Annotated in this window: 24 protein-coding genes; 15 read left to right on the top strand and 9 right to left on the bottom strand. The window is 64.2% G+C overall.

Going from position 1 to position 24,216, the window contains the following annotated elements; translation table 11 throughout:
* The first annotated feature begins 74 nt into the window (after window positions 1-74).
* Entirely contained in the window at window positions 75-854 is a 780-nt protein-coding gene (locus ACZ0AV_RS00095) for a dienelactone hydrolase family protein (RefSeq protein WP_499149147.1), read from the top strand.
* Window positions 855-901: 47 nt separating this feature from the next.
* Here ACZ0AV_RS00095 and ACZ0AV_RS00100 read toward each other — a convergent pair whose 3' ends face one another.
* The 3 genes from ACZ0AV_RS00100 to ACZ0AV_RS00110 form a co-directional block, all read right to left on the bottom strand.
* The gene (locus ACZ0AV_RS00100) at window positions 902-1,687 is read right to left on the bottom strand and encodes a DUF4394 domain-containing protein (RefSeq protein ID WP_499149148.1); all 786 of its coding nucleotides are present in this window, start codon (window positions 1,685-1,687) and stop codon (window positions 902-904) included.
* Window positions 1,688-1,839: 152 nt separating this feature from the next.
* Window positions 1,840-2,544: an anti-sigma factor gene (locus ACZ0AV_RS00105; protein ID WP_499149149.1), complete on the bottom strand. Its 705-nt coding sequence runs from the start codon at window positions 2,542-2,544 to the stop codon at window positions 1,840-1,842.
* Window positions 2,541-3,089, bottom strand: a complete 549-nt coding sequence (locus ACZ0AV_RS00110) for a sigma-70 family RNA polymerase sigma factor (RefSeq protein WP_499149150.1) — start codon at window positions 3,087-3,089, stop codon at window positions 2,541-2,543. Before ACZ0AV_RS00110 ends, ACZ0AV_RS00105 begins: the two co-directional genes overlap by 4 nt.
* 181 nt (window positions 3,090-3,270) lie before the next feature.
* Between ACZ0AV_RS00110 and ACZ0AV_RS00115 the strand changes: the two genes are divergently transcribed.
* Window positions 3,271-4,299, top strand: coding sequence for an amidohydrolase family protein (locus tag ACZ0AV_RS00115; RefSeq protein ID WP_499149151.1), 1,029 nt, complete (start codon window positions 3,271-3,273; stop codon window positions 4,297-4,299).
* A gap of 120 nt (window positions 4,300-4,419) precedes the next feature.
* Here the strand turns inward: ACZ0AV_RS00115 and fabB are convergent, their stop codons facing one another.
* From fabB to ACZ0AV_RS00140, 5 genes are all read right to left on the bottom strand, one after another.
* The gene (fabB, locus tag ACZ0AV_RS00120; RefSeq protein ID WP_499149152.1) at window positions 4,420-5,640 is read right to left on the bottom strand and encodes a beta-ketoacyl-ACP synthase I; all 1,221 of its coding nucleotides are present in this window, start codon (window positions 5,638-5,640) and stop codon (window positions 4,420-4,422) included.
* A gap of 12 nt (window positions 5,641-5,652) precedes the next feature.
* Complete coding sequence (fabA, locus tag ACZ0AV_RS00125; protein WP_042553806.1) at window positions 5,653-6,168, bottom strand: 3-hydroxyacyl-[acyl-carrier-protein] dehydratase FabA; 516 nt, start codon at window positions 6,166-6,168, stop codon at window positions 5,653-5,655.
* Between the two features lie 229 nt (window positions 6,169-6,397).
* Window positions 6,398-8,308, bottom strand: a complete 1,911-nt coding sequence (locus ACZ0AV_RS00130) for an ATP-binding protein (RefSeq protein ID WP_499149153.1) — start codon at window positions 8,306-8,308, stop codon at window positions 6,398-6,400.
* Window positions 8,305-9,228, bottom strand: coding sequence for an ABC transporter substrate-binding protein (locus ACZ0AV_RS00135; protein ID WP_499149154.1), 924 nt, complete (start codon window positions 9,226-9,228; stop codon window positions 8,305-8,307). Before ACZ0AV_RS00135 ends, ACZ0AV_RS00130 begins: the two co-directional genes overlap by 4 nt.
* Window positions 9,229-11,292: a TonB-dependent receptor plug domain-containing protein gene (locus ACZ0AV_RS00140; RefSeq protein WP_499153249.1), complete on the bottom strand. Its 2,064-nt coding sequence runs from the start codon at window positions 11,290-11,292 to the stop codon at window positions 9,229-9,231.
* A gap of 236 nt (window positions 11,293-11,528) precedes the next feature.
* On the opposite strand from ACZ0AV_RS00140, the gene ACZ0AV_RS00145 reads away from it, so the two are divergent.
* The 8 genes from ACZ0AV_RS00145 to ACZ0AV_RS00180 all read left to right on the top strand — a co-directional run bounded on the left by ACZ0AV_RS00145 (window position 11,529) and on the right by ACZ0AV_RS00180 (window position 17,914).
* Window positions 11,529-12,551 carry an NAD(P)H-dependent glycerol-3-phosphate dehydrogenase gene (locus ACZ0AV_RS00145; protein WP_499149155.1) on the top strand — a complete coding sequence of 341 codons (1,023 nt, stop codon included), beginning with the start codon at window positions 11,529-11,531 and terminating at the stop codon, window positions 12,549-12,551.
* A gap of 11 nt (window positions 12,552-12,562) precedes the next feature.
* Window positions 12,563-12,901: a DUF4389 domain-containing protein gene (locus tag ACZ0AV_RS00150; protein WP_499149156.1), complete on the top strand. Its 339-nt coding sequence runs from the start codon at window positions 12,563-12,565 to the stop codon at window positions 12,899-12,901.
* Window positions 12,902-12,911: 10 nt separating this feature from the next.
* Window positions 12,912-13,376, top strand: a complete 465-nt coding sequence (gene sixA / locus ACZ0AV_RS00155; RefSeq protein WP_499149157.1) for a phosphohistidine phosphatase SixA — start codon at window positions 12,912-12,914, stop codon at window positions 13,374-13,376.
* Between the two features lie 85 nt (window positions 13,377-13,461).
* Window positions 13,462-13,905, top strand: coding sequence for a hotdog fold thioesterase (locus ACZ0AV_RS00160; protein ID WP_499149158.1), 444 nt, complete (start codon window positions 13,462-13,464; stop codon window positions 13,903-13,905).
* 120 nt (window positions 13,906-14,025) lie between these two features.
* A complete protein-coding gene (locus ACZ0AV_RS00165; RefSeq protein ID WP_499149159.1) occupies window positions 14,026-14,829 on the top strand; it encodes an alpha/beta fold hydrolase in 804 nt (267 codons plus the stop codon).
* Window positions 14,826-15,689 carry an alpha/beta fold hydrolase gene (locus ACZ0AV_RS00170; RefSeq protein ID WP_499153250.1) on the top strand — a complete coding sequence of 288 codons (864 nt, stop codon included), beginning with the start codon at window positions 14,826-14,828 and terminating at the stop codon, window positions 15,687-15,689. Before ACZ0AV_RS00165 ends, ACZ0AV_RS00170 begins: the two co-directional genes overlap by 4 nt.
* A gap of 158 nt (window positions 15,690-15,847) precedes the next feature.
* Window positions 15,848-16,648 (top strand): DUF4892 domain-containing protein, encoded by an 801-nt coding sequence (locus ACZ0AV_RS00175; protein ID WP_499149160.1) that lies wholly within the window; start codon window positions 15,848-15,850, stop codon window positions 16,646-16,648.
* 192 nt (window positions 16,649-16,840) lie between these two features.
* Window positions 16,841-17,914: an AI-2E family transporter gene (locus ACZ0AV_RS00180; RefSeq protein ID WP_499149161.1), complete on the top strand. Its 1,074-nt coding sequence runs from the start codon at window positions 16,841-16,843 to the stop codon at window positions 17,912-17,914.
* Window positions 17,915-17,923: 9 nt separating this feature from the next.
* On the opposite strand, the gene ACZ0AV_RS00185 is transcribed toward ACZ0AV_RS00180, so the two are convergent.
* The gene (locus ACZ0AV_RS00185; RefSeq protein ID WP_499149162.1) at window positions 17,924-18,973 is read right to left on the bottom strand and encodes a patatin-like phospholipase family protein; all 1,050 of its coding nucleotides are present in this window, start codon (window positions 18,971-18,973) and stop codon (window positions 17,924-17,926) included.
* A gap of 140 nt (window positions 18,974-19,113) precedes the next feature.
* Between ACZ0AV_RS00185 and ACZ0AV_RS00190 the strand changes: the two genes are divergently transcribed.
* The 5 genes from ACZ0AV_RS00190 to ACZ0AV_RS00210 all read left to right on the top strand — a co-directional run bounded on the left by ACZ0AV_RS00190 (window position 19,114) and on the right by ACZ0AV_RS00210 (window position 24,209).
* Window positions 19,114-19,386, top strand: coding sequence for a hypothetical protein (locus tag ACZ0AV_RS00190; RefSeq protein ID WP_225832731.1), 273 nt, complete (start codon window positions 19,114-19,116; stop codon window positions 19,384-19,386).
* Between the two features lie 94 nt (window positions 19,387-19,480).
* Entirely contained in the window at window positions 19,481-20,089 is a 609-nt protein-coding gene (locus ACZ0AV_RS00195; protein WP_499149163.1) for a flavin reductase family protein, read from the top strand.
* A 258-nt stretch (window positions 20,090-20,347) separates the two neighbouring features.
* Window positions 20,348-21,265 carry an AAA family ATPase gene (locus tag ACZ0AV_RS00200; RefSeq protein WP_499149164.1) on the top strand — a complete coding sequence of 306 codons (918 nt, stop codon included), beginning with the start codon at window positions 20,348-20,350 and terminating at the stop codon, window positions 21,263-21,265.
* On the top strand, window positions 21,262-22,218 hold the full coding sequence (locus ACZ0AV_RS00205) for a DUF58 domain-containing protein (protein WP_499149165.1): 957 nt from the start codon (window positions 21,262-21,264) through the stop codon (window positions 22,216-22,218). Before ACZ0AV_RS00200 ends, ACZ0AV_RS00205 begins: the two co-directional genes overlap by 4 nt.
* Window positions 22,215-24,209: a transglutaminase TgpA family protein gene (locus tag ACZ0AV_RS00210; RefSeq protein ID WP_499149166.1), complete on the top strand. Its 1,995-nt coding sequence runs from the start codon at window positions 22,215-22,217 to the stop codon at window positions 24,207-24,209. The genes ACZ0AV_RS00205 and ACZ0AV_RS00210 overlap by 4 nt, the downstream gene beginning before the upstream one ends.
* The last annotated feature ends 7 nt before the right edge of the window (window positions 24,210-24,216 follow it).

Below are 24,216 nucleotides of genomic sequence, written 5' to 3' on the forward strand. Positions count from 1 at the left end.
CAAATGTGCTTCCTTGTGGACCTGGCGCAGCTTCGGCTGTATCGAGTGGGCACATGCACGGTGGGAGTCAAACAATGAAGAAATCACTGTTGTCGTTAGCGTTGCTGGGGCTGGCTGGGTTGGCCGAAGCCGGTGTGGTGGTCAAGAACGTTCCCTACGAGATCGACGGGGAGCCGTTCGAAGGCTTGCTGATCTACGATGATGCCGTGACCGATCCCCGTCCCGGCCTGTTGATGGTGCCCAACTGGATGGGTGTCAATGATGCATCCGCCCAGAAGGCCGCCCGCGCGGCCGGCGACAAGTACGTGGTGTTCATGGCCGATATGTACGGCAAGGCGATTCGTCCCAGCAATGCTGAGGAAGCCAAGGCTGCGGCCACCACCGTGCGCAGTGACCGGGCGTTGATGCGCAAACGTGCCCAGGCAGCGGTGGAAGTGCTCAAGTCGCAAACCAGCCAGGTCGCGCTCGATACCGCGAAGCTGGGCGCGATCGGTTTCTGCTTTGGGGGCGGCACGGTGCTGGAACTGGCCCGCTCTGGCGCTCCGCTGAAGGCATTCGTGTCCTTTCATGGCAACCTGGACACGCCCAATCCTGCTGATGCCAAGAACATCAAGGCGCCGGTGCTGGTGCTGCATGGCGCAGACGATCCAGCGGTTCCGCAGGAGCAGGTAGATGGATTCGTGGCGGAGATGAAAGCGAGCAAAATCGACTGGCAACTGGTCAGCTATGGTGGTGCGGTGCATTCGTTCACCAACCCGCAGGCCAACACGCCGGGTAGCAACCAGTATCACCCGCTGGTTGCGGCGCGTGCCTTCCAGGCGATGAACAACCTGCTGGATGAAGTGTTCGAGTAACGTCGATCGCGACGAGGGAGAGCCGGGCGGCCCTCCCTCGATGCCTTTTACATCGCGGGCAGAACTGCGATGTCGATGATGTCGTCAGGCAAGTCCTTGATCTCGCCCAGCGCGCTGGCCTTGCCGGTTTCCAGATTGACCTGGTGCAGGGTAGTGCCAGTCAACAGGTAAGCGGTGTTGCCGCCTTTACCGTCACTCTTGATATCCAGTGCTGCGCTCTTCAGGCCATCGGCGATCTTGCCAACCACCTGCTGGACGCCATCATTTGGCGGGTTCTGCAGCATTAGATTGCCGCTGGCCAGATCAACGGTGTACAGCGCGGTCTTCTCGGTCCCCTTGTAGGAATTGGTGTAGGCGCCGGCCATTACCTTGGCGGTCTTGCCTGCATAGGGGCCATCTTTGGCGTAGGCGACCTTGCCATCGACCACGGCCTCACCGCTCTCGACATTGACGCGCAGGTTAGTGCCGTCCACGGACATCAGGCGCAGGCGGTCTGCCACCGGGTTGAAATCGACCACGGCCTGGCCCTTCCCGGTCAGTGCCTGATTGAGCTTGGCAACTTTGCTGGCTTTGCCACTTTTTGCGTCAACGCTGTAGAGCTGTCCGTCGTCGTCCAGGCCATAAATCCAGCCATTCGCCGGACGTACATCGATGCCGCGTAGGCTGGAGACGCCGCTGAGTTTCACGTCAGAGGCAACCATGAGGGTTTTGGTGTCGATGTGCAGCAATTTGCCGGTGGAACTCAAGGCCAGCAGATCATCGGCATTGGCAGTAGCACAGCCCAGGGCAGCGGTGGTGATGGCGATACCGAGCATTTTCTTGGAAATGTTCATGAGCGTCCTCTCTATGGGTAAGGCGCGAAGGTCTCTTCGCGCTCGCATCCAGGCACCGTGATGAAGCACCTGTTATCAATACCCATGAGATGGCGCTACAGATGTCGGCAGACATATTTATTTACATTTGCCGTTTCCTGGCCTGCATCCAGTCAGTCCAGAGCCGCCACGACCGCGCGCCCGATATACAGCACTTCACCTGTTGGCCTGTTCAACGGCGAGCCACCGGACGGCTCCAGGGTCAGTTCAAAGAGCTGACCGGCACGCACTGCGCCGATCTGCTCGGCTGACAGGGTAAGCCGTTCGCCTGGCTCGACCAGGCCGAGCGAGCGGGGGCCATCCTTCGGATCAACAAGCGTCCAGAACTGCACCGAGCGATCCGCCACCACCTGATCCTCGCGTAACGGGTCGAGCACCAAGGTACCGCTCGCGTCGATATGAACTACCCAGCCCGGCGCTGCTGCTTCGCCCGGGGGTTGCAGAACAGCGGTGTAAATAGCCGGCGCTGTTTCGCTACGCCACGGCATCGGCAGCAAGGCAATGATCAGTGCCATCGCCAAGGCCGCGCTGGTCAAGCGCCAGGTCGTGAGGTTCGACCACCAGGCCTGCCAGCGATTGACCTGGTGACCGAGGTTGAGGGTCTGCTGCAGGCGCGGCCAGACTCCGGGCGAGGGCGTGCTGGGATCAAGCCGGTCACTGAGCTCGAGAAAGTGTTGCTCCCATTCCAGTGCCATGGCCGCAGCTTGCGGGTCGCGCGCTATCAGCTCGGCAATTTCCCGGGCTTGATCCTGCTCTAGCAGGCCCAGGACATACTCGCCGATGAGCGCTCGGCGTTCTGCGGGGTCGGTGCTTATCATCGTTGCAAACACTCCTGCAGTGCGCGCAGACCGCTACGAATGCGCCCTTTGATGGTGCCCAGGGGGGTGGTCAGGCGCTCGGCGATCTGCTCATGGGTCAGGCCGCGGTAAAACGCCAGCAGAACCGGATGACGCCGCGGGCGCTCGAGCTTCTGCAGGCAGGCGCGCAAATGACGTTTGTCCGACTGTTGTTCGTGTTGCTCGGCGGCCGAGGGGCTTTCGTCGATCAGGTGATCGGCAATGTCGTCCGCCAGCGCCACGGTGCGGCCGCGCTGGCGCAGTTGGTTGAGCGCGCGGTAGCGCAGAATGCTGTAGATCCAGGCACGGCCGCTGCCCAGCGAGCGCTGGAAGCGTCCGGCGTTGCGCCAGATCTGTACGAAGGCATCGTGCAGGCAATCCTCGGCCGGGTCGCGTTGGCCCAGCAGGCTGATCGCCAGTCCCAGCATTTGCGATGCTTCCTGACGGTACAGCGCCTGGAAAGCGCGCTCGTCGCTGCGTGCGCAGGCCTCCAGGGTGGTCTCGTAATCGAATATCGGGTCAGACATGCCGTCATCCTGTCATGGGCTGCGTCCTCAGGTGCCAAGGGTTATACCCGAGACGAAGCGTTTCGGATGCCTGCGCAGTGAAACAAATAGTCTCGTCGTTGCCCCGGCTGCGCCGCAATAAGGCATGAACTTGAGCGAAGCGGCGGCAGTCTATGCTGCTCATCGTCAGGAGGACGCCAGCATGCATCTGATTCGTCTTGGTTTTTTATTGTCCGCGGGGCTGCTGGCCGGCCTGGTCGAGGCACGCGAATACCGCTATAGCGACGCCCACCTGCACTATGTGGATTTCTTCCAGGAAAGCGCCGGCATGGACATCTTGCTGCAGCGCATGGACGAGGCGAAGGTCGACCACGTGATGTTCTCGGGTATTCCGGTCGCCAAGAAATGGCATGAAGACGAGCCCAAGCGCCCGCGCTACTACGCCGGTGACGATGCCGCCGCCTACTGGTACAGCGCCACCGATGTGCTGATCGCCCATGCCTACAAGCAGGTGCCCGAGGCGCAACGCCACCGCTTTCATCCGTTCCTGTCCGGCTTCAATCCCAACGACAAGAATTCCGATGCCCATATCCGCCGCATGCTCGAACTCGATCCTGGCCTATGGCAGGGCATTGGCGAAGTGTTCACCCGCCACGATGACCTCACCTCGCTCATCGAGGGCAGCACGCCACGGGCCAACAACGAGGCGATGACCCGTGTCTACCACCTGGCCGCCGAGTATGACCTGCCGGTGATGGTGCACTCCAACATCACCTCCAAGCGCGAGCGCAACCCGCTCTATCTGCAGGAAATCGAGGAGCCGCTGCGCAATCATCCCCATGTACGCTTCATCTGGGCCCATGCCGGCACCAGCATGGAGATCCACCGGCACCAGGAGAAACTGGATTTCCTCTTCGACACCGTGGCGCGCATGCTGGAAAGCTACCCCAACCTGTATATCGATCTGTCCTGGACCATGCGCCGGCCTTATCTCACCGATGAGAACGGCAAGCCGGACCCGAAATGGGTGAAGCTGGTCAGCCAGTATCCAGAGCGTTTCATGATCGGCTCCGACGTGGTCGGTCGCTTCGACAGCATGGGTGAGTACATGCAGGGGTTCGATCGTTTTCTCGACCAGCTTCCCGAGGATGTTGCCCACAAGGTCGCCCGGGACAATTTTCTCTCGATCCTGCCGCGCCACGTCAAGGCGGCGCTACCAGCCTCGCGCTGACCGCACCGCCGCTCACCGCAGGCCGGCGGGCGGGCGGGCGGGCTCACTCCCTGGTGCCGCGATCAATCCCAGCCATAAAAAACGGCGCCCGAGGGCGCCGTTTTTTGTATCAGGCCGTTATCAGTTGCCGGCCCAGCGCTTCAGTACCAGGGTAGCGTTCGTACCGCCGAAGCCGAAGCTGTTGGACATGATGGTGTCCAGCTTGGCGTCTTCGCGGGTTTCACGCAGGATCGGCAGGTCGGCTACCGCCGGATCCAGCTCCTCGATGTTGGCCGAGGCGGTGATGAAGTTGCCTTCCATCATCAGCAGGCAGTAGATCGCCTCGTGCACGCCGGCGGCGCCCAGGCTGTGGCCGGACAGGCTCTTGGTCGAGCTGATGGCCGGTGCCTTGTCGCCGAATACTTCGCGAACACCCTTCATTTCGGCCACGTCACCAACAGGCGTCGAGGTGCCGTGAGTGTTCAGGTAGTCGATGGGCGTGTCCACGGTGGCCAGCGCCTGCTGCATGCAGCGCACCGCACCTTCGCCGCTCGGGGCAACCATGTCGTAGCCGTCCGAGGTCGCACCGTAGCCGACGATCTCGGCGTAGATTTTCGCGCCGCGCGCCAGAGCATGCTCCAGTTCCTCGACGACGACCATGCCGCCGCCGCCAGCGATGACGAAGCCGTCACGGTGTGCGTCGTAAGCGCGAGAGGCCTTTTCCGGGGTCTCGTTGTACTGGGTGGAGAGCGCGCCCATGGCATCGAACAGGCAGCTCTGGCTCCAGTGTTCTTCCTCGCCGCCGCCGGCGAAGACCACGTCCTGTTTGCCGAGCTGGATCTGCTCCATGGCCTGGCCGATGCAATGCGCGCTGGTCGCGCAGGCCGAGGAGATGGAGAAGTTGACGCCCTTGATCTTGAACGGGGTCGCCAGGCAGGCGGAAACGGTGCTGCCCATGGTGCGCGTGACGCGGTATGGGCCGACACGCTTGACGCCTTTCTCGCGCAGGGTGTCGATGGCTTCCATCTGGTTCAGCGTGGAGGCACCACCGGAGCCGGCGATCAGGCCGGTACGCGGGTTGGAAACCTGCTCTTCGCTCAGCCCGGAATCCTTGATCGCCTGATCCATCGCCAGGTAGGCGTAGGCCGCGGCATCACCCATGAAGCGGAACAGCTTGCGGTCGATCAGTTCTTCCAGGTTCAGGTCGACGGAGCCGGAAACATGGCTGCGCAGACCCTTTTCGGCGTATTCCGGATTGAAGCGGATACCGGGGCGGCCAGCGCGAAGGTTGGCGGAGACGGTTTCTTTGTCATTGCCCAGGCAGGAAACGATGCCTAGACCGGTAATAACGACGCGACGCATGGAAAGGATCCTTTAGAAACTGTCGGTGGAAGTGAACAGGCCGACGCGCAGGCTTTCGGCACTGTAGATCTCGCGACCATCGACACTCACGCTGCCATCGGCGATTGCCAGGATCAGCGAGCGGGTGATGGTGCGTTTGATATGGATGTTGTAGGTGACTTTCTTGGCGGTGGGCAGAACCTGGCCGAAGAATTTCACTTCGCCCGAACCCAGCGCGCGGCCACGGCCAGGGTTGCCCTGCCAGCCGAGGAAGAAGCCGACCAGTTGCCACATGGCATCGAGGCCCAGGCAGCCAGGCATGACCGGGTCGCCTTCGAAGTGGCAACCAAAGAACCACAGATCAGGATTGATATCGAGCTCTGCGACAATCTCGCCCTTGCCGTACTTGCCGCCCGTTTCACTGATGTGGACGATCCGGTCGATCATCAACATGTTGGGGGCGGGCAGTTGCGCATTACCCGGGCCGAACAGTTCGCCGCGGCTGCAGCGCAACAGGTCTTCCTGGGTGAAGGCGTTTTGTTTGGTCATGCGAGCTCCTCAATAATCCCCACGCGCCTCGGCTGGGTAAATCGTCCTGGCCGGCAGCGCATTGGTAAGCGCATGCCAGCAGCCTAGTCATAGACTGTTGCGTTGTGGTGAAAGTCACAGTGTGGTGAGTACAGTTGTACTCTGCTGCGGCCAATGGTGTCACAAATGCCGCTCCGACGCCCACTTCAGCCAGCAAGCGTGCAACATTTCCGTCGTTCTGACTAGTCATCTAACGGCTTGATGACAGCCAGCGTTCCAGCAATTCCTGTAGTTCAGCACGTTTGAACGGCTTGGCGAGGTAATCGTTCATTCCTGCCTGCAGGCAGGCTTCGCGGTCGCCCTGCAGGGCGTTGGCTGTCAGTGCGACGATCGGCAACTGGCCGGCAGCGCCCAATTGGCGGATACGCCGGGTGGCTTCGTAACCGTCCATGATTGGCAGGCGGCAGTCCATCAGCACCGCGGCAAAGCGCCCATGCGGCACGGCGGCAACGGCCTGCGCGCCATCTGCCACCAGGGTGACCTGGTAACCCAGGCTGCGCAGCATCGCCTCGATTACCGTCTGGTTGACCGGGTTGTCCTCCACCAGCAGCACCGAGAGAGTTTCCTGCAATGCCGGGCCGGGCGATGAGGCGACGGGGTGCAGAGATGGCTGCTGCGCCGCGAAAGGCAGCGGAATCTCCAGGGTGAAGCACGAGCCCTGACCGGGTTGGCTGGAGGCCTTCAGGGTGCCGCCCATCCGCTCTGCCAGGGTGCGCGCGATGGGCAGGCCCAGCCCCGTGCCGCCGTAGCGGCGGGAGATTGAATTGTCGGCCTGCTGGAAGGCGTCGAACATGGTCTCCAGCCGTTCGCTGCTGATGCCTATGCCGGTGTCGTGCACGCGGCAGGTGAACCACAGGACTTGCTCGTCGAGCGCTTGCCAGTGCGCCTCGACGCGCACTTCGCCGCGCTCGGTGAACTTCAGCGCATTGCCGATCAGGTTGACCAGAATCTGCCTGAGCCGGGTGGGGTCGCCCTGTACCTGCAGTGACGGCAGCGCCTGGCCTAGTTCCAGGCGCAGCGCCAGGCCGCGTTGCTGGGCGCTATGCTGGAAGGCTTGCAGCGCTGTTTTCAGCAGCACGGGCAGGTTGAAGCTGATCAGCTCCAACTCCAGAGCTCCGCGTTCGATGCGCGAGAAGTCGAGAATGTCGTTGATGACCTTGAGCAGGTGTTCCGTCGACTCCGTGGCCAAGGCCGCGTATTCGCGCTGTTCCTGGCTCATCTCGGTGGTTTCCAGCAACTGCAGCATGCCTAGAACGCCGTTCATCGGGGTGCGCAGCTCGTGGCTCATCATCGCCAGAAAATCCGACTTGGCACGGTTGGCCAGCTCCGACTCCTCACGTGCCTTGATCAGCAGGGTCATGGCTTGGCGCTGCTCCATTGCGGCATTGTTGAGGCCGGAGGCGAGCTGATTGATATGCCGCGCGAGGGTGGCCAGCTCGCCGCCACCCACTTCCGGCAGGGTGGTCTGGTAGTTGCCACCCTGGATCGCGGTGACCGCAGTGCCCATCGCGCTCAGCGGCTGCGAGAGGCGCCTGGCGAGGCGACGGGCCAGCAGGAAGGTCAGCACCAGCGCGAACAGCACCAGCAGGGCGACCTTGAGAAGAATTTCCTGCTGGCGCGTGTTGAAGGCGTCACTGGACATGCCGACGACTACCCGGCCCAGGTAATCGTCGAGCGGGGAGTCTGGCGCGACCGCGTTCTGCTGAATGAAGTCAGGGCCCAGGTCGACCTGTTGCTGCTGGATCGGGGCCTGGAAGATGTCGAGGTGGCCGTTGCCCGATTGCGAATGTTCGGGCTGTTCCAGGTAGACGAGGATGTTGTCGTCACGGTCGCGCACTTCGACGAAACGCACATGGGGCGTTTTCAACGTGGCCTGCAGCAGCGCCTCGAGTACCTGGCGGTTGCCGGAAATCACGCCGTATTCGGTCGCTGGCGCCAACTGGCTGGCGATCAATTGCCCGGTGTGGTTGATTTCGGCACGCAGGTCCTGCAGGCGGTTGAAGGTCAGAAAGCCGGTCAGCAGCAGGGTCAGCAACAGCGCCGGGCCGACGCTGATGAGCTGGGTGCGGATATGGATGTTATCGCCACGCCAGGCTTTCATGGCGTTTCTCCTTCTGCCAGATGCCGTGCCAGGTCCTCGTCGCTGGGCAGCTCCACTGCCAGCGCACGCGCGACCTGGGTGTTGCCGAGCACCTTGAATGTGGTCGAGTAGGTGCCCTGGGGCCAGCGCTGTGGTGGCTGGTCGAGCAGCCTGCCGAGGGTCTGCAGCCAGTCAGCCTGGTCGCTGTAGGTGCTGGCCAGGCTGCCGGCGCGGACGAAGCCGGCGCTGGGGCCGATCAAGGCGCGCTGCTGGCCGTAGCTGGTGAGCAGCAGATTCTTGGCCGTCTGCGGGTTGTACAGGTCGTCGTCAGCCAGGCCCAGCAGCACATCGCTGGTGTGCAACAGGCGCAGCAGGGGGCGGTTGTCGCGAGTGTTCGGCCAGCCTTCGGAGACGATCTGCAGGTCAAGGCTGGCGGCGGCCTGCCGAATCTCGTCGAGCAGGAATGCACTGTGCGCGCCATGCAGTACACCGACTCGGCTGATATGCGGCTGCAGGTGCTTGGCCAGGCGCAACTGGCGCAGCGGTGCGGGGTCGGACCAGAGCACGCTGAGATTGCTCGGTGCGTGATCGCCGAGGGTCGCACGGGCCTGCGCCTTGCTGACCTGCAACACCAGTGTGGGCGGACCTTGCGGGGCGCTGAGGCGCCAGGCCAGCGCCGGCTGACCGAAAAGTATCAGGCGGCTGTCGGCCGGCAACTGGTCAAGGGGCGGCAGGTCGTTCAGCGGCACGATGCGCACGCGGTCCTGGGGGCGGGCGGACGTCAGGGCGCTGCCGAATCCCTGCAGGATGCTGGTATCCCCGGCGCTGCTGAGCAGCAATTCGTCAGCCTGCAGCGGGCCGTGCAGCACGCACAGCAGGAGCAGCAGGCAGCGCCGCCACGGGCGCCGGCTGAGCGTTATCGAAAGGCGACGGGCGAGCATCTAAAAATCGAGCTCGGCGCTGACGTAGAACAGGCGACGGTCGTCGTAGTTGTTCTCGCGCCAGGTCAGGGCTTCGTCGTCGAGTCGCCACTGCATCACCCCGGCCACCTCCAGCGTGCTTCCGGCTAGGGCCGTGCGTTTGGCCAGGCGCAGGTCGGTGCGCTCGAAGCGGCGCTCGTTGAGGCGATCCGCGCCGTAATAGAACAGCCCGCTCGACCAGCCCAGCCCCCAGTCTCGCAACCAGCCGGCCGAGCCGCTGTTACGGGCGGTGAGGCGCTGGTCGGTTTTGCTGGTGGCGCTGAAATCGACATAGGCGTAGCTCAGGCGCAGGCGGTCGCTGCGGGCGAACTGCCAATCCAGCTGGCCTTCGGCACCACTGAAGCGCATGCGGTGGCTGTTGTCAGGGGCGAAACGATCAGCGCGCAGCGGTTCGCTGATCATGTTGTGGATCTCGTCGTAGAAAAGCTTGAGGTCGACACTCAGCCCGGCGTGGGCGAACAGGCCGTTGTAGCCAAGCTCGTGAGAACGGATGACTTCCTTTTCGAGGTTGCCCGGGCCCCGCGCATGCAGGAAGTAGTTGGCGTCACGCTGGCCGAAAGGTTGTGGCTGCAGGCCACGGACCCGGTAGCGCGCGTTGGCGTTATTCTCATACATGTCCGGTGAGCGTACCGCCTGCGAATAGACCATGCGCAGGCCATGCCGGGGGGTGATCAGGTAGTTGACGGCAAGCCGTGGCGTCAGCGACGAGCCGGTGAGCCGGTCGTCTTCGAGCATGGCGCCGCCCTGCAGCAGCCAGTGCTTGTCGACCTGCCATTCCAGGTGGCCGAACAGGCGCCAGACCTGGTTGCCGAGGCGGCCACCAAAATAGGTTTGCGAGTCCGCCTGGTCATGGCGGTACCCCACGCCGCTGAGCAGGCGAAGGTTGTCCGCCAGGCTGAGGGTATCCTGCAGCTCCACGTCGTAGCGGGTTTCGCGGATGTTCTGGTTGGCCATGCCGCACACCTCGCGCGTTGCGCCCGCGGCCAGTTGCTGCTGAATCTGCGTCGCCAGGGCGCGCTCCTGGGCGGTACCCGTGGGTACGCTGCCGAACGGATCGCTGGTCAAACGCGTTACATACCCGGGGTTGAGCGACCACAGCTCGGCCAGCTGCGGGCTGAAGGCAATTTCCGCTTCGCAGGCGCGCCAGCGTTCCAGGCGTTCCCAATGTTGCAGGGAGGTTTGCAGTGACAGGCTGTGGCTGGCGCTCTGTTCGAAGCTCCAGCGCAGCGAGCCCGCGTAATCACGGGCCTTGATGTCCGAGTTCGTGTCGCCAAGGCCAATGCCTTCGAACAGCGGTTCGTGCAGGTAAGGCCGCTGGTTGCTGCCTTCCTTCGCCGCCAGCTGCCAGTCGAGGCTGTGCCGCGTGTCCAGGTGCTGGGTCACGGACAGGTTGATGCGTTCGAGTCGGCGGCTGTCGCGGTAGGGCGCATCGGTCTCGTCGTGGTCGAAGCCGTCATCCTGCTGGCCGCTGATCGACAGGCGCAGGGCGCCATCGTCCCAGGCGTTGCCCTGGCTGGCATGGTAGTCGGCGATACCGCGCTGGCCGCGGGTAACCTTGAGCCGGGTGCCCTGGCTGTCGAGCGGATTGCGGGTGAAGATGCTGATGACCCCCATCAGCGCGTTGGCGCCGTAGCTCACGGTGTTGGGGCCGCGAAACACTTCTATGCGCTCGACATCTTCGATCGCCACCGGAATGTCCGACCAGTCGACGGTCGCGAGCCCAGGGTGATAGACCGAACGGCCATCGACCATCACCTGCAGGCGCCGCGCCTCCGAGGCACTGGCGCCATGGTAATTGAGGGTCGGCTGATTGCCGGTGCGGTAGCCGACCATCATGCCTGGCACCAAGCGCAGCAGTTCGGCGATGTCGCGGGCGCCGCTGGCCTTGATCAGGCTGCGGTCGAGCACCGTGACGCTACCCGGCACGGCGGCCGGCGCCTGTTTCAAACGGGTGGCGGTGAGTACCTGCGGCACGGTCTGGCCGCCACTGAAGATGTCGTCGGCCACGGCTTCGCCTGCCGCCATGCAGGTCAGCAAAAGAAACGGGAAGGAGGCTGGAACTCTGGTGGTCACGCAACGGCCCTGTACGCGCAGTGGGCTGCATGTTAACCGAGGCGCGTCGCCTTGCCAGCCATAGGCTGCCAAAAGGCCGATTTATGTTTGCCAGGCAGGTGTGTGCCCGCCACGAGGCCGCAAGGCTGGCCGTGTGACGAGCGAGTCGTATAATGCGCGCATTGCCATAGGCTCATTACGGATCGGTCATGACTCAACAGCAACCTATTGCAGTGCTTGGCGGCGGCAGTTTCGGTACCGCGATCGCCAACCTGCTGGCGCAGAATGGCCATCGCGTTCTGCATTGGATGCGCGACCCGGTACAGGCCGAAGCCATCCGCGTGAATCGCGAGAACCCGCGCTATCTGAAGGGCGTCAAGGTGCTCGATGGTGTCGAGCCGAGCACCGATCTGCCGACCGTGCTCGGCAGCTGCGCGCTGGCATTCGTGGCGCTGCCCTCCAGCGCCTTGCGCCAGGTGCTCCAGCCTGTGTCGGCGCTGCTCACCGGCAAGATGCTGGTCAGCACCACCAAGGGTATCGAGGCGCAGACGTTCAAGCTGATGAGCCAGATTCTCGAAGAGGTCGCCCCAGGGGCGCGAATCGGCGTGATCTCGGGGCCGAACCTGGCCCGGGAAATCGCCGCGCATACGTTGACCGCCACGGTCGTCGCCAGCGAGGACGAAGACCTGTGCCGCGAGGTGCAGGCGGTTTTGCACGGCCGCACCTTCCGCGTCTACGCGAGTGCCGACCGCTTTGGCGTCGAGCTGGGCGGAGCGCTGAAGAATGTCTACGCGATCATCGCCGGCATGGCGGCGGCCCTTGGTATGGGCGAAAACACCAAGAGCATGCTGATCACCCGGGCACTGGCGGAAATGACCCGTTTCGCCGTGCACCTGGGCGCCAACCCCATGACATTCCTTGGCCTGGCCGGTGTCGGTGACCTGATCGTCACCTGCTCATCGCCGAAAAGCCGCAACTACCAGGTCGGCTTCGCGCTCGGCGAAGGTTTGAGCCTGCAAGAGGCGGTCGAGCGCCTGGGTGAGGTGGCGGAAGGGGTCAATACCATCAAGGTGCTGAAGGCAAGGTCCGACGAATTGCAGGTTTATATGCCGTTGGTTGCCGGGTTGCATGCAATCCTGTTCGAGGGACGCACCCTGGATCAGGTGATCGAGGCATTGATGCGGGCAGAACCGAAGACCGATGTCGATTTCATTCCAGCCACTGGCTTCTGAGAGGTCCGAATATGAATGAACATCCCAAAGGCGAGCCCATCGGGCTGCGCATTGTCTGGATGCTGCTGTTCCTGCTGGTCTGGCAAGTGGCCGAGTTGCTACTGGCTGCGGTTGTTCTGCTGCAATTGATCTATCGGCTGGTATATGGCGCGCCACACCTCGGCCTGCTGGGATTTGGCGACAGCCTGAGTCAGTACCTGGCGCAGATCGGTCGCTTCGGCACGTTCAACAGCGAGGCCAAGCCCTGGCCGTTCGCTGACTGGCCGACCCCGCGCCCGCCGCAGGGCGAGCCGGCACACAACGTGCCCCCGGTTGCGCATCCGCCCAGGGACGAGGAGCCGAAGCTGTGAGCGCCTTGTCATGAGGCTGTGGCTGCTACGCCATGGACAAGCCCATGCCGAGGCGCGCACCGATGCCGAACGGCCGCTGACGGGTGACGGCCGACGTGAGGTGCGCCAGGCGCTCGAGCACCTGCGCGGTGCAGCACTGCAGGCCATGCTGGTGAGCCCTTACCGACGCGCCCAGCAGACCGCTGCGCTGGTGCATGAGGGCCTGGACCTGCGGTGCGAGTTACAGACGGTGCCGTGGCTGACCCCCGAAAGCGATCCGCGCGAGAGCCTGACGATGCTGCAGCGCCTGCGCGGCAGCGAAATCCTGCTGGTTTCGCATCAGCCTTTCATCGGCGCGCTCGGCGGTTTGCTGGTGCATGGGCACCGGCAACAACCGCTGCCCATGCACACGGCCAGCCTGGCGTTGCTCGAAGGGGACGATATCATTGCCGGTCTGATGAGCCTGGTATCGCTGGCCCATCCCGACGTGCGCTGAGCCGCGGCTGGGGCGTTACTTCGACGACGGGCCCTATCAATACCTGCCTCGATGGCGGCTTGGCCACCAATAATAAGGATGATCCATGACCCTCTGGCGCCAGACGCCCAATCTCGACGACATCAACGCCTCGCAGCGCAACAGCATCGGCGAGTTGCTGGGTATCCGTTTCGAAGCTTTCGATGAGCATTCCATTACCGCCAGCATGGCGGTCGATGCGCGAACCCACCAGCCCTACGGCCTGCTGCACGGCGGCGCCTCGGTGGTGCTCGCGGAAAGCCTTGGGTCCACTGCCAGCTACCTGTGCATCGACACCGAGAAGTTCTTCTGTGTTGGCCTCGAGGTCAATGCCAATCACTTGCGGGGCCTGCGCTCGGGGCGTGTCACTGCCGTGGCCCGGCCGGTGCACCTGGGGCGCACCACGCATGTGTGGGATATCCGTCTCGCCGGCGATGACGGCCGGCCCAGCTGTATCGCGCGGCTGACCATGGCCATCGTGCCGCTCGGCGGCCAGCCTCCCGAGCGGTGACGGCGGCCTGCCAGGCACGGGATTTGGCCGGAGCGTCGTGCTTCCTGACCGTTACGGTCGTTGCCGTGCGCCAGAGGCTGGCCGACAATCCCGGCATTGCCCGCCAGCAGCGCCATCATCATGTCCGAGCTTATCTTCTTCGCCCACGCCAACGGCTTTCCCTCCGCCACCTACGGCAAGCTGTTTGCGGCGCTGGCCCCCGAGTATCAGGTGCAGCATTTGCCTCGGCACGGCCACGATCCGCGTTTTCCGGTTAACGACAACTGGAGCAACCTGGTCGACGAACTGCTTCACCATCTGCAGCAGTGTGCGGGCCCTGTGTGGGGGGTAGGGCATTCGCTGGGCGGGGTGTTGCATTACCACGCCGCGCTGCGCAGGCCGGAGCTCTACCGCGGCCTGGTGATGCTCGACTCGCCGCTGTTGACGCGCACCGACCAGATGGTGATACGTGCCGCCAAGCGCTTCGGGTTCATCGATCGCCTCACCCCTGCCGGGCGGACCCTGGGGCGCCGGGAAGCCTTTGTCGATGGGTTCGAGGCCCGTCGCTACTTCGCTGACCGGGCGCTGTTCAGGCGCTTCGATCCGGACTGCCTGGATGCCTATGTCGAACACGGTCTGCAGGCACATGCAGACGGCCTGCGCCTGTGCTTCGAAGCGGCGACCGAGATCAGCATCTACCGCAGCGTGCCGCACATCAGCCCCGGGCAACCGCAGCAGCTCCAGGTACCGCTGGCGCTGGTGAAGGGCGCCGAGAGCCGGGTGGTCCTCGCGCACCACGGGCGCATGGCCCGGCGCGCACCGCGGGGAGAATTTTTCACGCTGCCGGGTGGGCACATGTTTCCTCTCGAACACCCCGATGACACCGCGCGGCTGCTGCGCGCGCTGTTGGCGCGTTGGCGAGTCACGGCGGGGGGCGAGTGCTGATGTCGGGCGTCGACGAGCTGCGTGTGCGCCTGCCGCACATCGACCTGGCCGCTCGAATCCATGGCCCGGAGCAGGGCTCGCCGGTGATCGCCCTGCATGGCTGGCTGGACAATGCGGCAAGCTTCGCCCGGCTGGCACCGAAGCTGCCCGGCTTGCGGATTGTCGCCCTGGATTTTGCCGGTCACGGCCATTCGGATCACCGTCCGCCGGGCGCGGGCTATGCGCTGTGGGACTACGCCTATGACGTGCTGCAGGTGGCCGAGCAGTTCGGCTGGCAGCGCTTCAGCCTGCTTGGCCATTCCATGGGGGCGATCGTCGCCGTGCTGTTGGCCGCCACCTTTCCTGAGCGTGTTCAGCGCCTGGCGCTTATTGACGGCCTGATTCCGCCAACCACCGAAGCCGGTGCCGCGGTCACCTCACTCGCTGATTCCCTGCGCGCGCGACTGGCCTTGCCTGCCAAGCGTAAGCCGGTCTATCCGAGCCTGGAGCGCGCCGCGCAGGTGCGCCAGCGTGGCGTGGGGCTGGTCAGCTATGAGGCCGCCGAGCTGCTCGCCCAGCGCGGGCTGATGCCCGTGCCGGGTGGCTATACCTGGCGCACCGACAACCACCTGACACTGCCGACGCCGCTGCGGCTGACCCGCGACCATGTCCGTGCCTTCGTGGCGGGCCTGCAGTGCCCGGCCCGGCTGGTGCTGGCCGAGCACGGGCTGCTGGCGCCCCGCGAGGGGTTGGATGAATGGCTGGCGCAGACCGCAATCGAGGTCGAGCGGCTGCCGGGCGGGCATCATCTGCACCTCGACGATGAGCAGGGTGCGCAATTGGTAGCAGACTGTTTCAAAGCTTTCCTGAGCGCGCCTTGACGGCCTGCTGCAAGTGGGGAAAGGTGTCGCATTGCAATGGAGATCCGCATGACCGATTTGTACACCTTCGCGCTGGAAGCGCTGTTCGCGTCCCCTGAGAGTGCCGCTCTGCCATCGACCTTGTTGACCCCAGACAGCCGCGAGCAGCGAGCGTGCTCATGCGCTTGAGCTACCTGTTTGTCCTGATGCTGGTCAGCGGTGCTGCCACGGCTGACGTCGCCGGCAGCCGCGACCTCGATGTGCTGCCGCGGTTTCCCGGTAGCGAGATCGTCACCTTCAAGGAGGCGGCGGATCAGGAACGTATCTACCCGCAGGGGACCATCCGACGCATCAGCGGGCGCCTGCGCTACGAGCGTGAGGTCCTTGCCGAAGGACAGTTCACCGCCATCACCTACGAGCTGCCGGGCACCCACACTGCCACCGAGGTATTCACCCAGGCCCGCCAGGCGCTACAGGATCAGGATGCCCATGTGCTGTATTGGTGCGAGGGGCGGGAGTGTGGCTCCAGCAGCCTGTGGGCCAATGCGGTATTCGGCAACTCCACCCTGTATGGCTCGGATAACCAGCAAGCCTATGCCTTGCTGCGTTTGGCCGAGCCGAACCAGGACAACCTGGTAGCGCTGTACAGCATCACCCGCGGTAACCGCCGCGCCTATCTGCACGTCGAGTCGCTGGCAGCCAACCAGCCGTTGGCGAAGGTGCTGCCAACGCCTGCCACGTTGTCGCGGCAGCTGAAGAGCACCGGTGAGCTGCGCCTGCCGCGGCGCATTGCGCCGGACGACGAGTGGAGCGAGCTGCTGGCGCGTAGCCTCAATCTGGACAGCACCCTGCGGGTCAGCCTGTCGGGTGCCCAGGCCGAAGCCTGGCGTGAGGCGTTGATCGAACAGCGGGTGAGGGCGGCCCGCCTGGAGATCGGCGAGAGCACGGGCGATGGGCTGCGTATCGACGTGCTACGCTGAGTACACCCGAAGCTGCTCGAGTGTGACGAGCGCCGGCGCTGCTTTAAAAATAGATTCGGAATGCCCGTTCACATCAGTAGACTGCGCGTCCTCGTCTGTTCTTTTGGGCCGTTCAGGTCTTGCATCGCCCTACCGCATTAAGCGTAGAGCAGGCTTAGTGGCCCGAGTCTGATGTGCTGGAAACATTGAAAAATGCCGAATAATGACCGTTTGCTGGTGCAGATCCTGTTACTGGGGCTGCTGGGTGCCAGCCTGTGGGTGCTGGCTCCGTTCTGGTCGGCATTGTTCTGGGCCGCCGTGCTGTCGTTCGCCAGCTGGCCTGTAATGCGCTGGTTGACCCGGATGCTCAAGGGCCGCCAGTCGGTAGCCGCGGGCATCCTGACCGGCGTATGGATCGTGCTGGTGGCGGTGCCGCTGGTGATGCTCGGGGTCAACCTGGCCGATCATATCCGTGACGGCACGGATATGATCAAGGGCTTTCAGGTCGAAGGCCTGCCGGCTCCGCCAGACTGGCTGGCATCGCTACCGTTGGTTGGTGGCCGTCTGGTGAGTATCTGGGAAACCCTCGATCAGCAGGGGTCGGCAATGTTCGCCACGGTGCAGCCGTACCTGGGCCAGGTCGGCAACTTCCTGCTGGTACGCAGCGCCAAGATCGGTGGCGGCATACTAGAACTGGCGCTCAGCCTGATTCTGGTGTTCTTCTTCTATCGCGATGGGCCACGCCTGGCGGCGTTCGTCGAAAGCCTGCTCGAGCGGCTGATTGGCGAGCGCGCCGAGCACTACCTCGAACTGGTTGCCGGTACCGTGCAGAGAGTGGTCAACGGCGTGCTCGGCACCGCGGTGGCGCAGGCCATTCTGGCCTACATCGGTTTCATGATCGCCGGTATTCCCGGCGCCTTGCTGCTCGGCCTGCTGACCTTCGCCTGCAGCTTGATCATGGTCCCGCCGTTGATCTGGGGGCCGGCAGTCGCCTGGCTGGTCTGGCAAGGCGAGATCGGTATGGCGGTGTTCCTCGGCGTCTGGGGATTTTTCATCATCAGTGGCGTGGACAACATCCTCAAACCCTACCTGATCAGCCGCGGCGGCAATTTGCCGCTGGTGGTGGTGTTGCTTGGCGTGTTCGGCGGCATACTGGCCTTCGGCTTCATGGGCCTGTTCCTCGGGCCCACCCTGCTGGCGGTGGCCTACAGCCTGCTCAGCGACTGGGTCGCGCACAAGGCGCCGGCTGGGCTGGCGCCGCCCGAAGAACGCACCCCGCCGCGCTGAGCGGCGGCCTTAGCGGTCGCCGCGTTCGTACTTGTCGAGGGTGTCGCTGGCAATCTGTCGGCCCAGCATGATCAGCTCCGGCGCCTTGTAGAACTCGAAGAACCGGCACACCCGCTTCGGCACGTTGATCAGGATGTCCGGCGGATACCCGGCGATCTTGTACTGTGACAGCGAAGTCTGCATGACTTCGAAACTCTGGTTGATCAGTTCCAGCAGCGAAGCCGGTCCCACCATGCTGGCCACCCGGGAGCCGCTCGCCGACTTCGGCGCGCTGCCGCCCTGTGGCGCGGCGGCTGGCTGTTGCGCATGGGGATCGATCGGGTCCTGCAGCCACAGATCGGGTTGCCGGGGCATGCGCGGCCCGGCTTGGTTGTCGAGCAGCAGAAGCTGATCGTCGCCGCCCTCCCTGCGGCGTAATGTCGGCAGGCGCGAGCCCAGTGACGTCATCAACTGATCGAAGCGGCTCTTCAGCGCAGCCGGGCGCTCGATCACCGGTAACTGGTAATGCTGCTGTTGGGCCGAGTTGAGGTTGACGGCGATGATCAGGTCGCAATGGCTGGACACCACGGGCACGATGGGCAGCGGATTGAGCAAGCCGCCATCGACCAGCATGCGCTTGCCCTGGATGACCGGGGTGAACAGGCTGGGAATCGCCGCCGAGGCGCGCATCGCCTGGTGCAGACAGCCTTCCTGAAACCAGATTTCCTGCTGGTTGGTGAGGTCGGTGGCGACTGCCGTGAAGGGGATGTTCAGCGACTCGATATTGATCTCTCCCACGATGTCGCGAATCCGCCCGAACACCTTCTCGCCACGAATGGCGCCAAGCCGGAAACTGACGTCGAGCAGGCGCAGCACATCCAGATAATCCAGGCTCTGTGTCCAGTCGCTGTAATCCTTGAGCTTGCCGGCCGCATAGATGCCCCCGACCACCGCGCCCATGGAGCAGCCGGCGATGCAGCCTATCTCGTAACCGCGGGCTTCCAGCTCTTCGATTACCCCGATGTGCGCGTAGCCGCGTGCACCACCGGACCCCAGCACCAGTGCCACTTTCTTGCTCATCCCGCTCCCCCCGAAACCGCTCTGCAAAAACTGCGCAGTGTGTGTCACGCCGCCCAGGTGATAGTGGCACTTTTTCTCTGGCGTGCCGTCATAATCAGCACCGGCAACATGATTGCCGGTCAACTTCTGGAGTATGCGACATGAAAGCCTGGATTCTTTTACCGATTGCGCTGTTGGCGGGCTGCTCAGCGACCACCTCGTACCGCGATAGCTGTGCAAGCCAGCTGGACGCGGCCTGGCAGGAGCTCGATCTGGCCAAGGCCGAAGGCTTTGCCGGTACCGTCAGTTACTCCAAGGCCGCATCGTTGATGACGGCGGCGAAAACTCAGCAACAGTTCGAGGCGTTCCGGGGCTGCACCAACAAATCGGAAAAGGCCCGTTTCTATATTCGTGAATCGCGGGCAGGCCGCTGACCTCGACCGCCGGCTGCGGCCCTGCGGCATTGAACGCAGGCCCTGCCGGCCGATTTGGGTAAGCTGACGGCGACCTGATTGCCTGGAGAATGCAATGCTGCTCGATTTCGCCGACCTGACCCCGCTGGAGCGTTACCGCTGGCTTGCCGCAACCGTCACACCCCGGCCCATCGCCTGGGTGTCGAGCCTTTCCAGGGACGGCGTCGCCAACCTGGCACCCTTCAGTTTCTTCCAGGTCATCAGTGACGAGCCGGCCACGCTGATGGTGAACGTCGGCACCCGGGACGATGGCCTGCTCAAAGACACGCTGCGTAACGCTCAGGAAACGGGCGAACTGGTTATTCATCTGGTCTCCTTCGCCCAGGCCGAGGCGATGAATGCCAGTGCCGCGGTCCTGCCGCGCAGCAGCAGTGAGTTCGAACACTGCGCAATCGCCTCGCTACCCAGTACTCGGGTGGCGCCGCCGCGTGTCGTTGGCGCAGCGGTGGCGTTCGAGTGCCGCGTGGCCGAGATCATCGGCTACCCCCGCCAGCAGCCCAACCACCACCTCATTTTTGCCGAGGTGCTGCTCGCGCACGTCGCGGATGAGGTGCTCACCGAACAGGGCAGGGTCGACCCGCATCGTCTCGACCTGATCGGTCGCCTTGGAGGTGCCGCCTACAGCCGGACCCGCGACACCTTCGACCTGCAGCGACCCGGGTGACGGTAACCGGTACAGCTTGAATGGCGAACCCGGCAAGCCGCCGTCCAGGCGGCTGACGGTCCGATGGTGCTGCTTTGCTGGCCGGTGCCGCCGTCAACCTAGCGCCAGTATCCTCCACCCCCGGCAGCACGCCATGAAACAGCCTGCTGATGCTCAAGTCCGGGCCTGGCCCACACTTTCGTCAGCAAAGGTTACGTAATGCTTTGCCAGCCACCGCCGGGCCAGTAGCATCGACTCACTTGCCTGAGGGAGTGAACGATGCACACGAAACTGGACGCCTGCCTGGACACCGTGAACCAGGTGCTGCTCGGCAAGGAGGCGCAGGTGCGCCTGGCGCTGACCTGCCTGCTGGCGCGTGGTCACCTGCTGATCGAAGACCTGCCGGGCATGGGCAAGACCACCTTGAGCCATGCCCTGGCCAAGGTACTGGGGCTGAGCTTCCAGCGCGTCCAGTTCACCTCCGATCTGTTGCCGGGCGATATCCTCGGCACCTCGGTGTTCGACAAGGACAGCGGGCAATTTCTTTTCCACCCGGGGCCGATCTTCGCCGAGCTGGTGCTTGCCGATGAGATCAACCGTGCCACACCCAAGAGCCAGAGTGCGCTGCTGGAGGCGATGGAGGAGGGCCAGGTGACCATCGAGGGCGCGACCCGGCCATTGCCAGATCCGTTCTTTGTCATCGCCACTCAGAACCCGATCAGCCAGAGTGGCACCTTTGCCCTGCCGGAGTCGCAGCTCGATCGCTTCCTCATGCGCCTGTCGCTCGGTTATCCGGCGCGTGCGGCGGAAAAGGCGTTGCTGCTGGGCGAGCCGCGTCGCTCGGTGCTGCCAACGCTCGATGCGGTGCTCGATCATGCCGAGCTCGCCAGGCTGCAGGCCGAAGTGCCGAAGGTGCGGGTCAGCGATGCGTTGGTCGACTACGTGTTGCGGCTGGTCGAGGCCACGCGCACGCAACCGCAGTTTGCCTGGGGACTGTCGCCGCGTGGCAGTCTGGCGCTGCTCGCGGCGGCGCGCGCCTGGGCGTTGCTGGCGCAGCGTGATTACGTGATTCCCGAGGACGTGCAAGCGGTGCTGCCGTCGGTGGCGGGGCACCGCCTGCGCGATCAGGCCGACCCGGCCGGGCATGGTGGTGGCGCTCTGGTGCAGTGGCTGCTGCGTGAGGTGCCGGCGCTTTGAGGAATACCATCAGGCAGCGCTGGAGTCGCTGGCTGGTCAAGCGCATTCCGGCGGCGGCCAGTATTGAACTCAATCAGCGGCGGATCTTCATCCTGCCCTCGCGCGTCGGCATGGCGTTTCTCGCGGCGCTGATGGTGATGCTTCTGGCTGCCATCAATTACCAGAGCAGCCTGGCTTACGGGCTGACTTTCCTGCTGGGCTCGGTGTTCGTCGTTACCATTTTGCACACCTACCGCAACCTGGCCGGGCTGGTGCTGCATGCCGGAGGCGCGGGCGCGGTGTTCGCCGGCGAGCAGGCGCGTCTGCGCGTGCGTCTCGAGAGCCGCGGCCGCGGCCACGAGGCCATCGCGCTGGGCTGGCCTCCGGCCGACACCTTGCAGCAGGATGTGCCCGCCAGCGGCGCGGTGGAGTGCGAACTGAGCGTGCCCACTGCACGCCGTGGCTGGCTGCAGCCTGGGCGCTTGCGGGTGGAAAGCCGATTTCCCCTGGGGTTGCTGGTGGCCTGGAGCCTGGTCGACCTGGACCAGGCGGTGCTTGTTTATCCGCGCCCTTTGCAAGGCGAACTGCCGCTGGCGGCCGGCGGTAGCGACGATGATCAGGAGCACGGTACCCTGAGCCACGGCCAGGGCAGCGACGATTTTCAGGGCTTGCGGACCTATCAGCCTGGCGACTCGCGTAAGCGTCTGCACTGGAAAGCGTATTCGCGCGGCCAGGGTTTGCTGGTCAAGGATTTCACGGCGCAGAACGGCCGTGACCTGCTGCTGGATTTCGAGGTGCTCAGCGGCGATGTGGAGAGCCGGCTGTCGCTGCTCTGTCACTGGGTGCTGGTGCTGTCCGAGCGCCAGCAGCCGTTTGCACTGCAACTGCCGGGGATCGTGTTCGCGGCGGACATCGGAGAGCGCCACCGCGAACAGTGCCTGCGAGCGCTGGCGCTGCATGGAGCCCGTGCATGAGCGCGATCCAGGGCATTCCGCGGATCAGCCTGACCTGGCTACTGGTGGCGCAGGCGCTGGTGATAGTTCCCCATCTGGGTCATCTGCCGCTCTGGGTGATCGGCCTGTGGATTGGCTGCGCCTTTTGGCGCGTGCAGATATTTCGCATGCGCGCAGGCTACCCGACGTTGGCGGTGCGAGTCGGCCTGATCCTAGTGGCAGCGCTTGGCGTGCTGCTGTCGCGCGGCACGCTGGTCGGGCTGGACGGCGGGGTGGTGCTGCTGATCGCTGCGTTCATTCTCAAACTGCTGGAGATGCGCACGCGGCGCGATGCACTGGTGGTGATTTTCCTCGGCTTCTTCGTGGTGGTCACCGCGTATCTGTTCGATGACAGCATCCTCGTCGCCCTGTTCAGCCTGCTACCGGTGTGCGCCTTGCTCGCGGCCCTGATCGGCCTGCAGCAGAGTGGCACTGCCAGCCGCCCGTGGCGCACCCTGCGCCTCTCTGCCAGCCTGCTCGTGCAGGCGCTGCCGCTGATGCTGCTGCTGTTCCTGTTCTTTCCGCGCATGGGGCCGCTGTGGTCGCTGCCGGTACCCAATGAACGTGGCGCGGTGACGGGGTTGGCCGACAGCATGGCGCCGGGCGATATCGCCGAGTTGACCCGTTCGGGGGCGCTGGCGTTTCGCGCCAGTTTCGAAGGCCAGGTGCCGCCACGCGAAGCGTTGTACTGGCGTGCCTTGACGCTCGACCATTACGACGGGCGGCGCTGGTCGCAATCATCAGCGGCGCAGTTCTCGCCGCCGCCGCAGTGGCAGCCGCGTGGTGATGCGCTGCGCTACAGCATCGTCATGCAGCCCACCACGCGACCCTGGCTGTTCGCGCTGGACGTCGCTCAGAGCGATCTGCAGGGTACCCGGCAGATGGGTGATTTCCGCCTGCAGCGTAACCGCCCGGTGGACCGTGCGCTGCTCTATGACGTTACCTCCTGGCCGCGGGCCGTGCGCGAACCCGAGGCGCGTGCGAACGGCATGCAGACCTGGTTGCGACTGCCGCAACAGGGCGATGCGCGCAGCCGTGCCTGGGCCCAGGAGCTGCGCCAGCAGCACCCGCAGGATGAGCAGTTGGTCGCGGCGCTGCTGCGCCATTTCAATCGTCAGCCTTACGTGTACACCCTCCGGCCTGCGCCGCTGGGCGCGGATGCCATCGACGAGTTTCTGTTCGATACCCGTAGTGGCTTCTGTGCCCACTATGCGGGGGCGATGACGTTCGTGCTACGCGCCGCCGGGATACCCAGCCGCGTGGTGGCCGGCTACCAGGGCGGTGAGCTGAGCGGGAACGGCCAGGATGTGCAGGTGCGTCAGTTCGATGCCCACGCCTGGGTCGAATACTGGCAGCCGGAAAAAGGCTGGACCAGCGTGGACCCGACCTTTCAGGTCGCGCCCGAACGCATCGAACAGGGTCTGGAGCAGGCGCTGGCGGGTGAGGAGAGCTTTCTCGCCGATTCGCCGTTTTCACCGCTGCGCTACCGTAACCTGACCTGGCTCAACGAGGTGCGTCTGGCCTGGGACGAGCTCAATTATGGTTGGCAGCGCTTCGTTCTGGGCTATCAGGGTGCCCAGCAGTTCGAGCTGCTGCAGCGCTGGTTCGGGCAGGTCGATGCCACTCGCCTGATCCTTGCCCTGGTCGGCGGTGGTGGTGTGCTGCTGGGCCTGCTGTCGCTGTGGCTGTTCAAGCCCTGGCGCGTCGAGCGCGACCCGTTGCAGCGGGTATTCCTGCGCTTCGAGCGCTTGTTGGCACGCCATGCCATCCAGCGGTTTCCCGGCGAGGGGCCGCGAGCTTTCGCGCTACGCGCTGCCCAGGCACTGCCCGGACAGGCGGAGGCGATCAACACCTTTACGCGAACCTACGAAACTCAGCGGTATGCGGAGCAGAACATCTCCACCACGGTGCTAGTCCAACAGCTGAAAGCGCTTCGTCGTCAGCTGCCGTGGCGTTGGAGTCGACCCCATTGAACGGTTT

This window comes from Pseudomonas sp. AC532 (assembly GCF_979258965.1).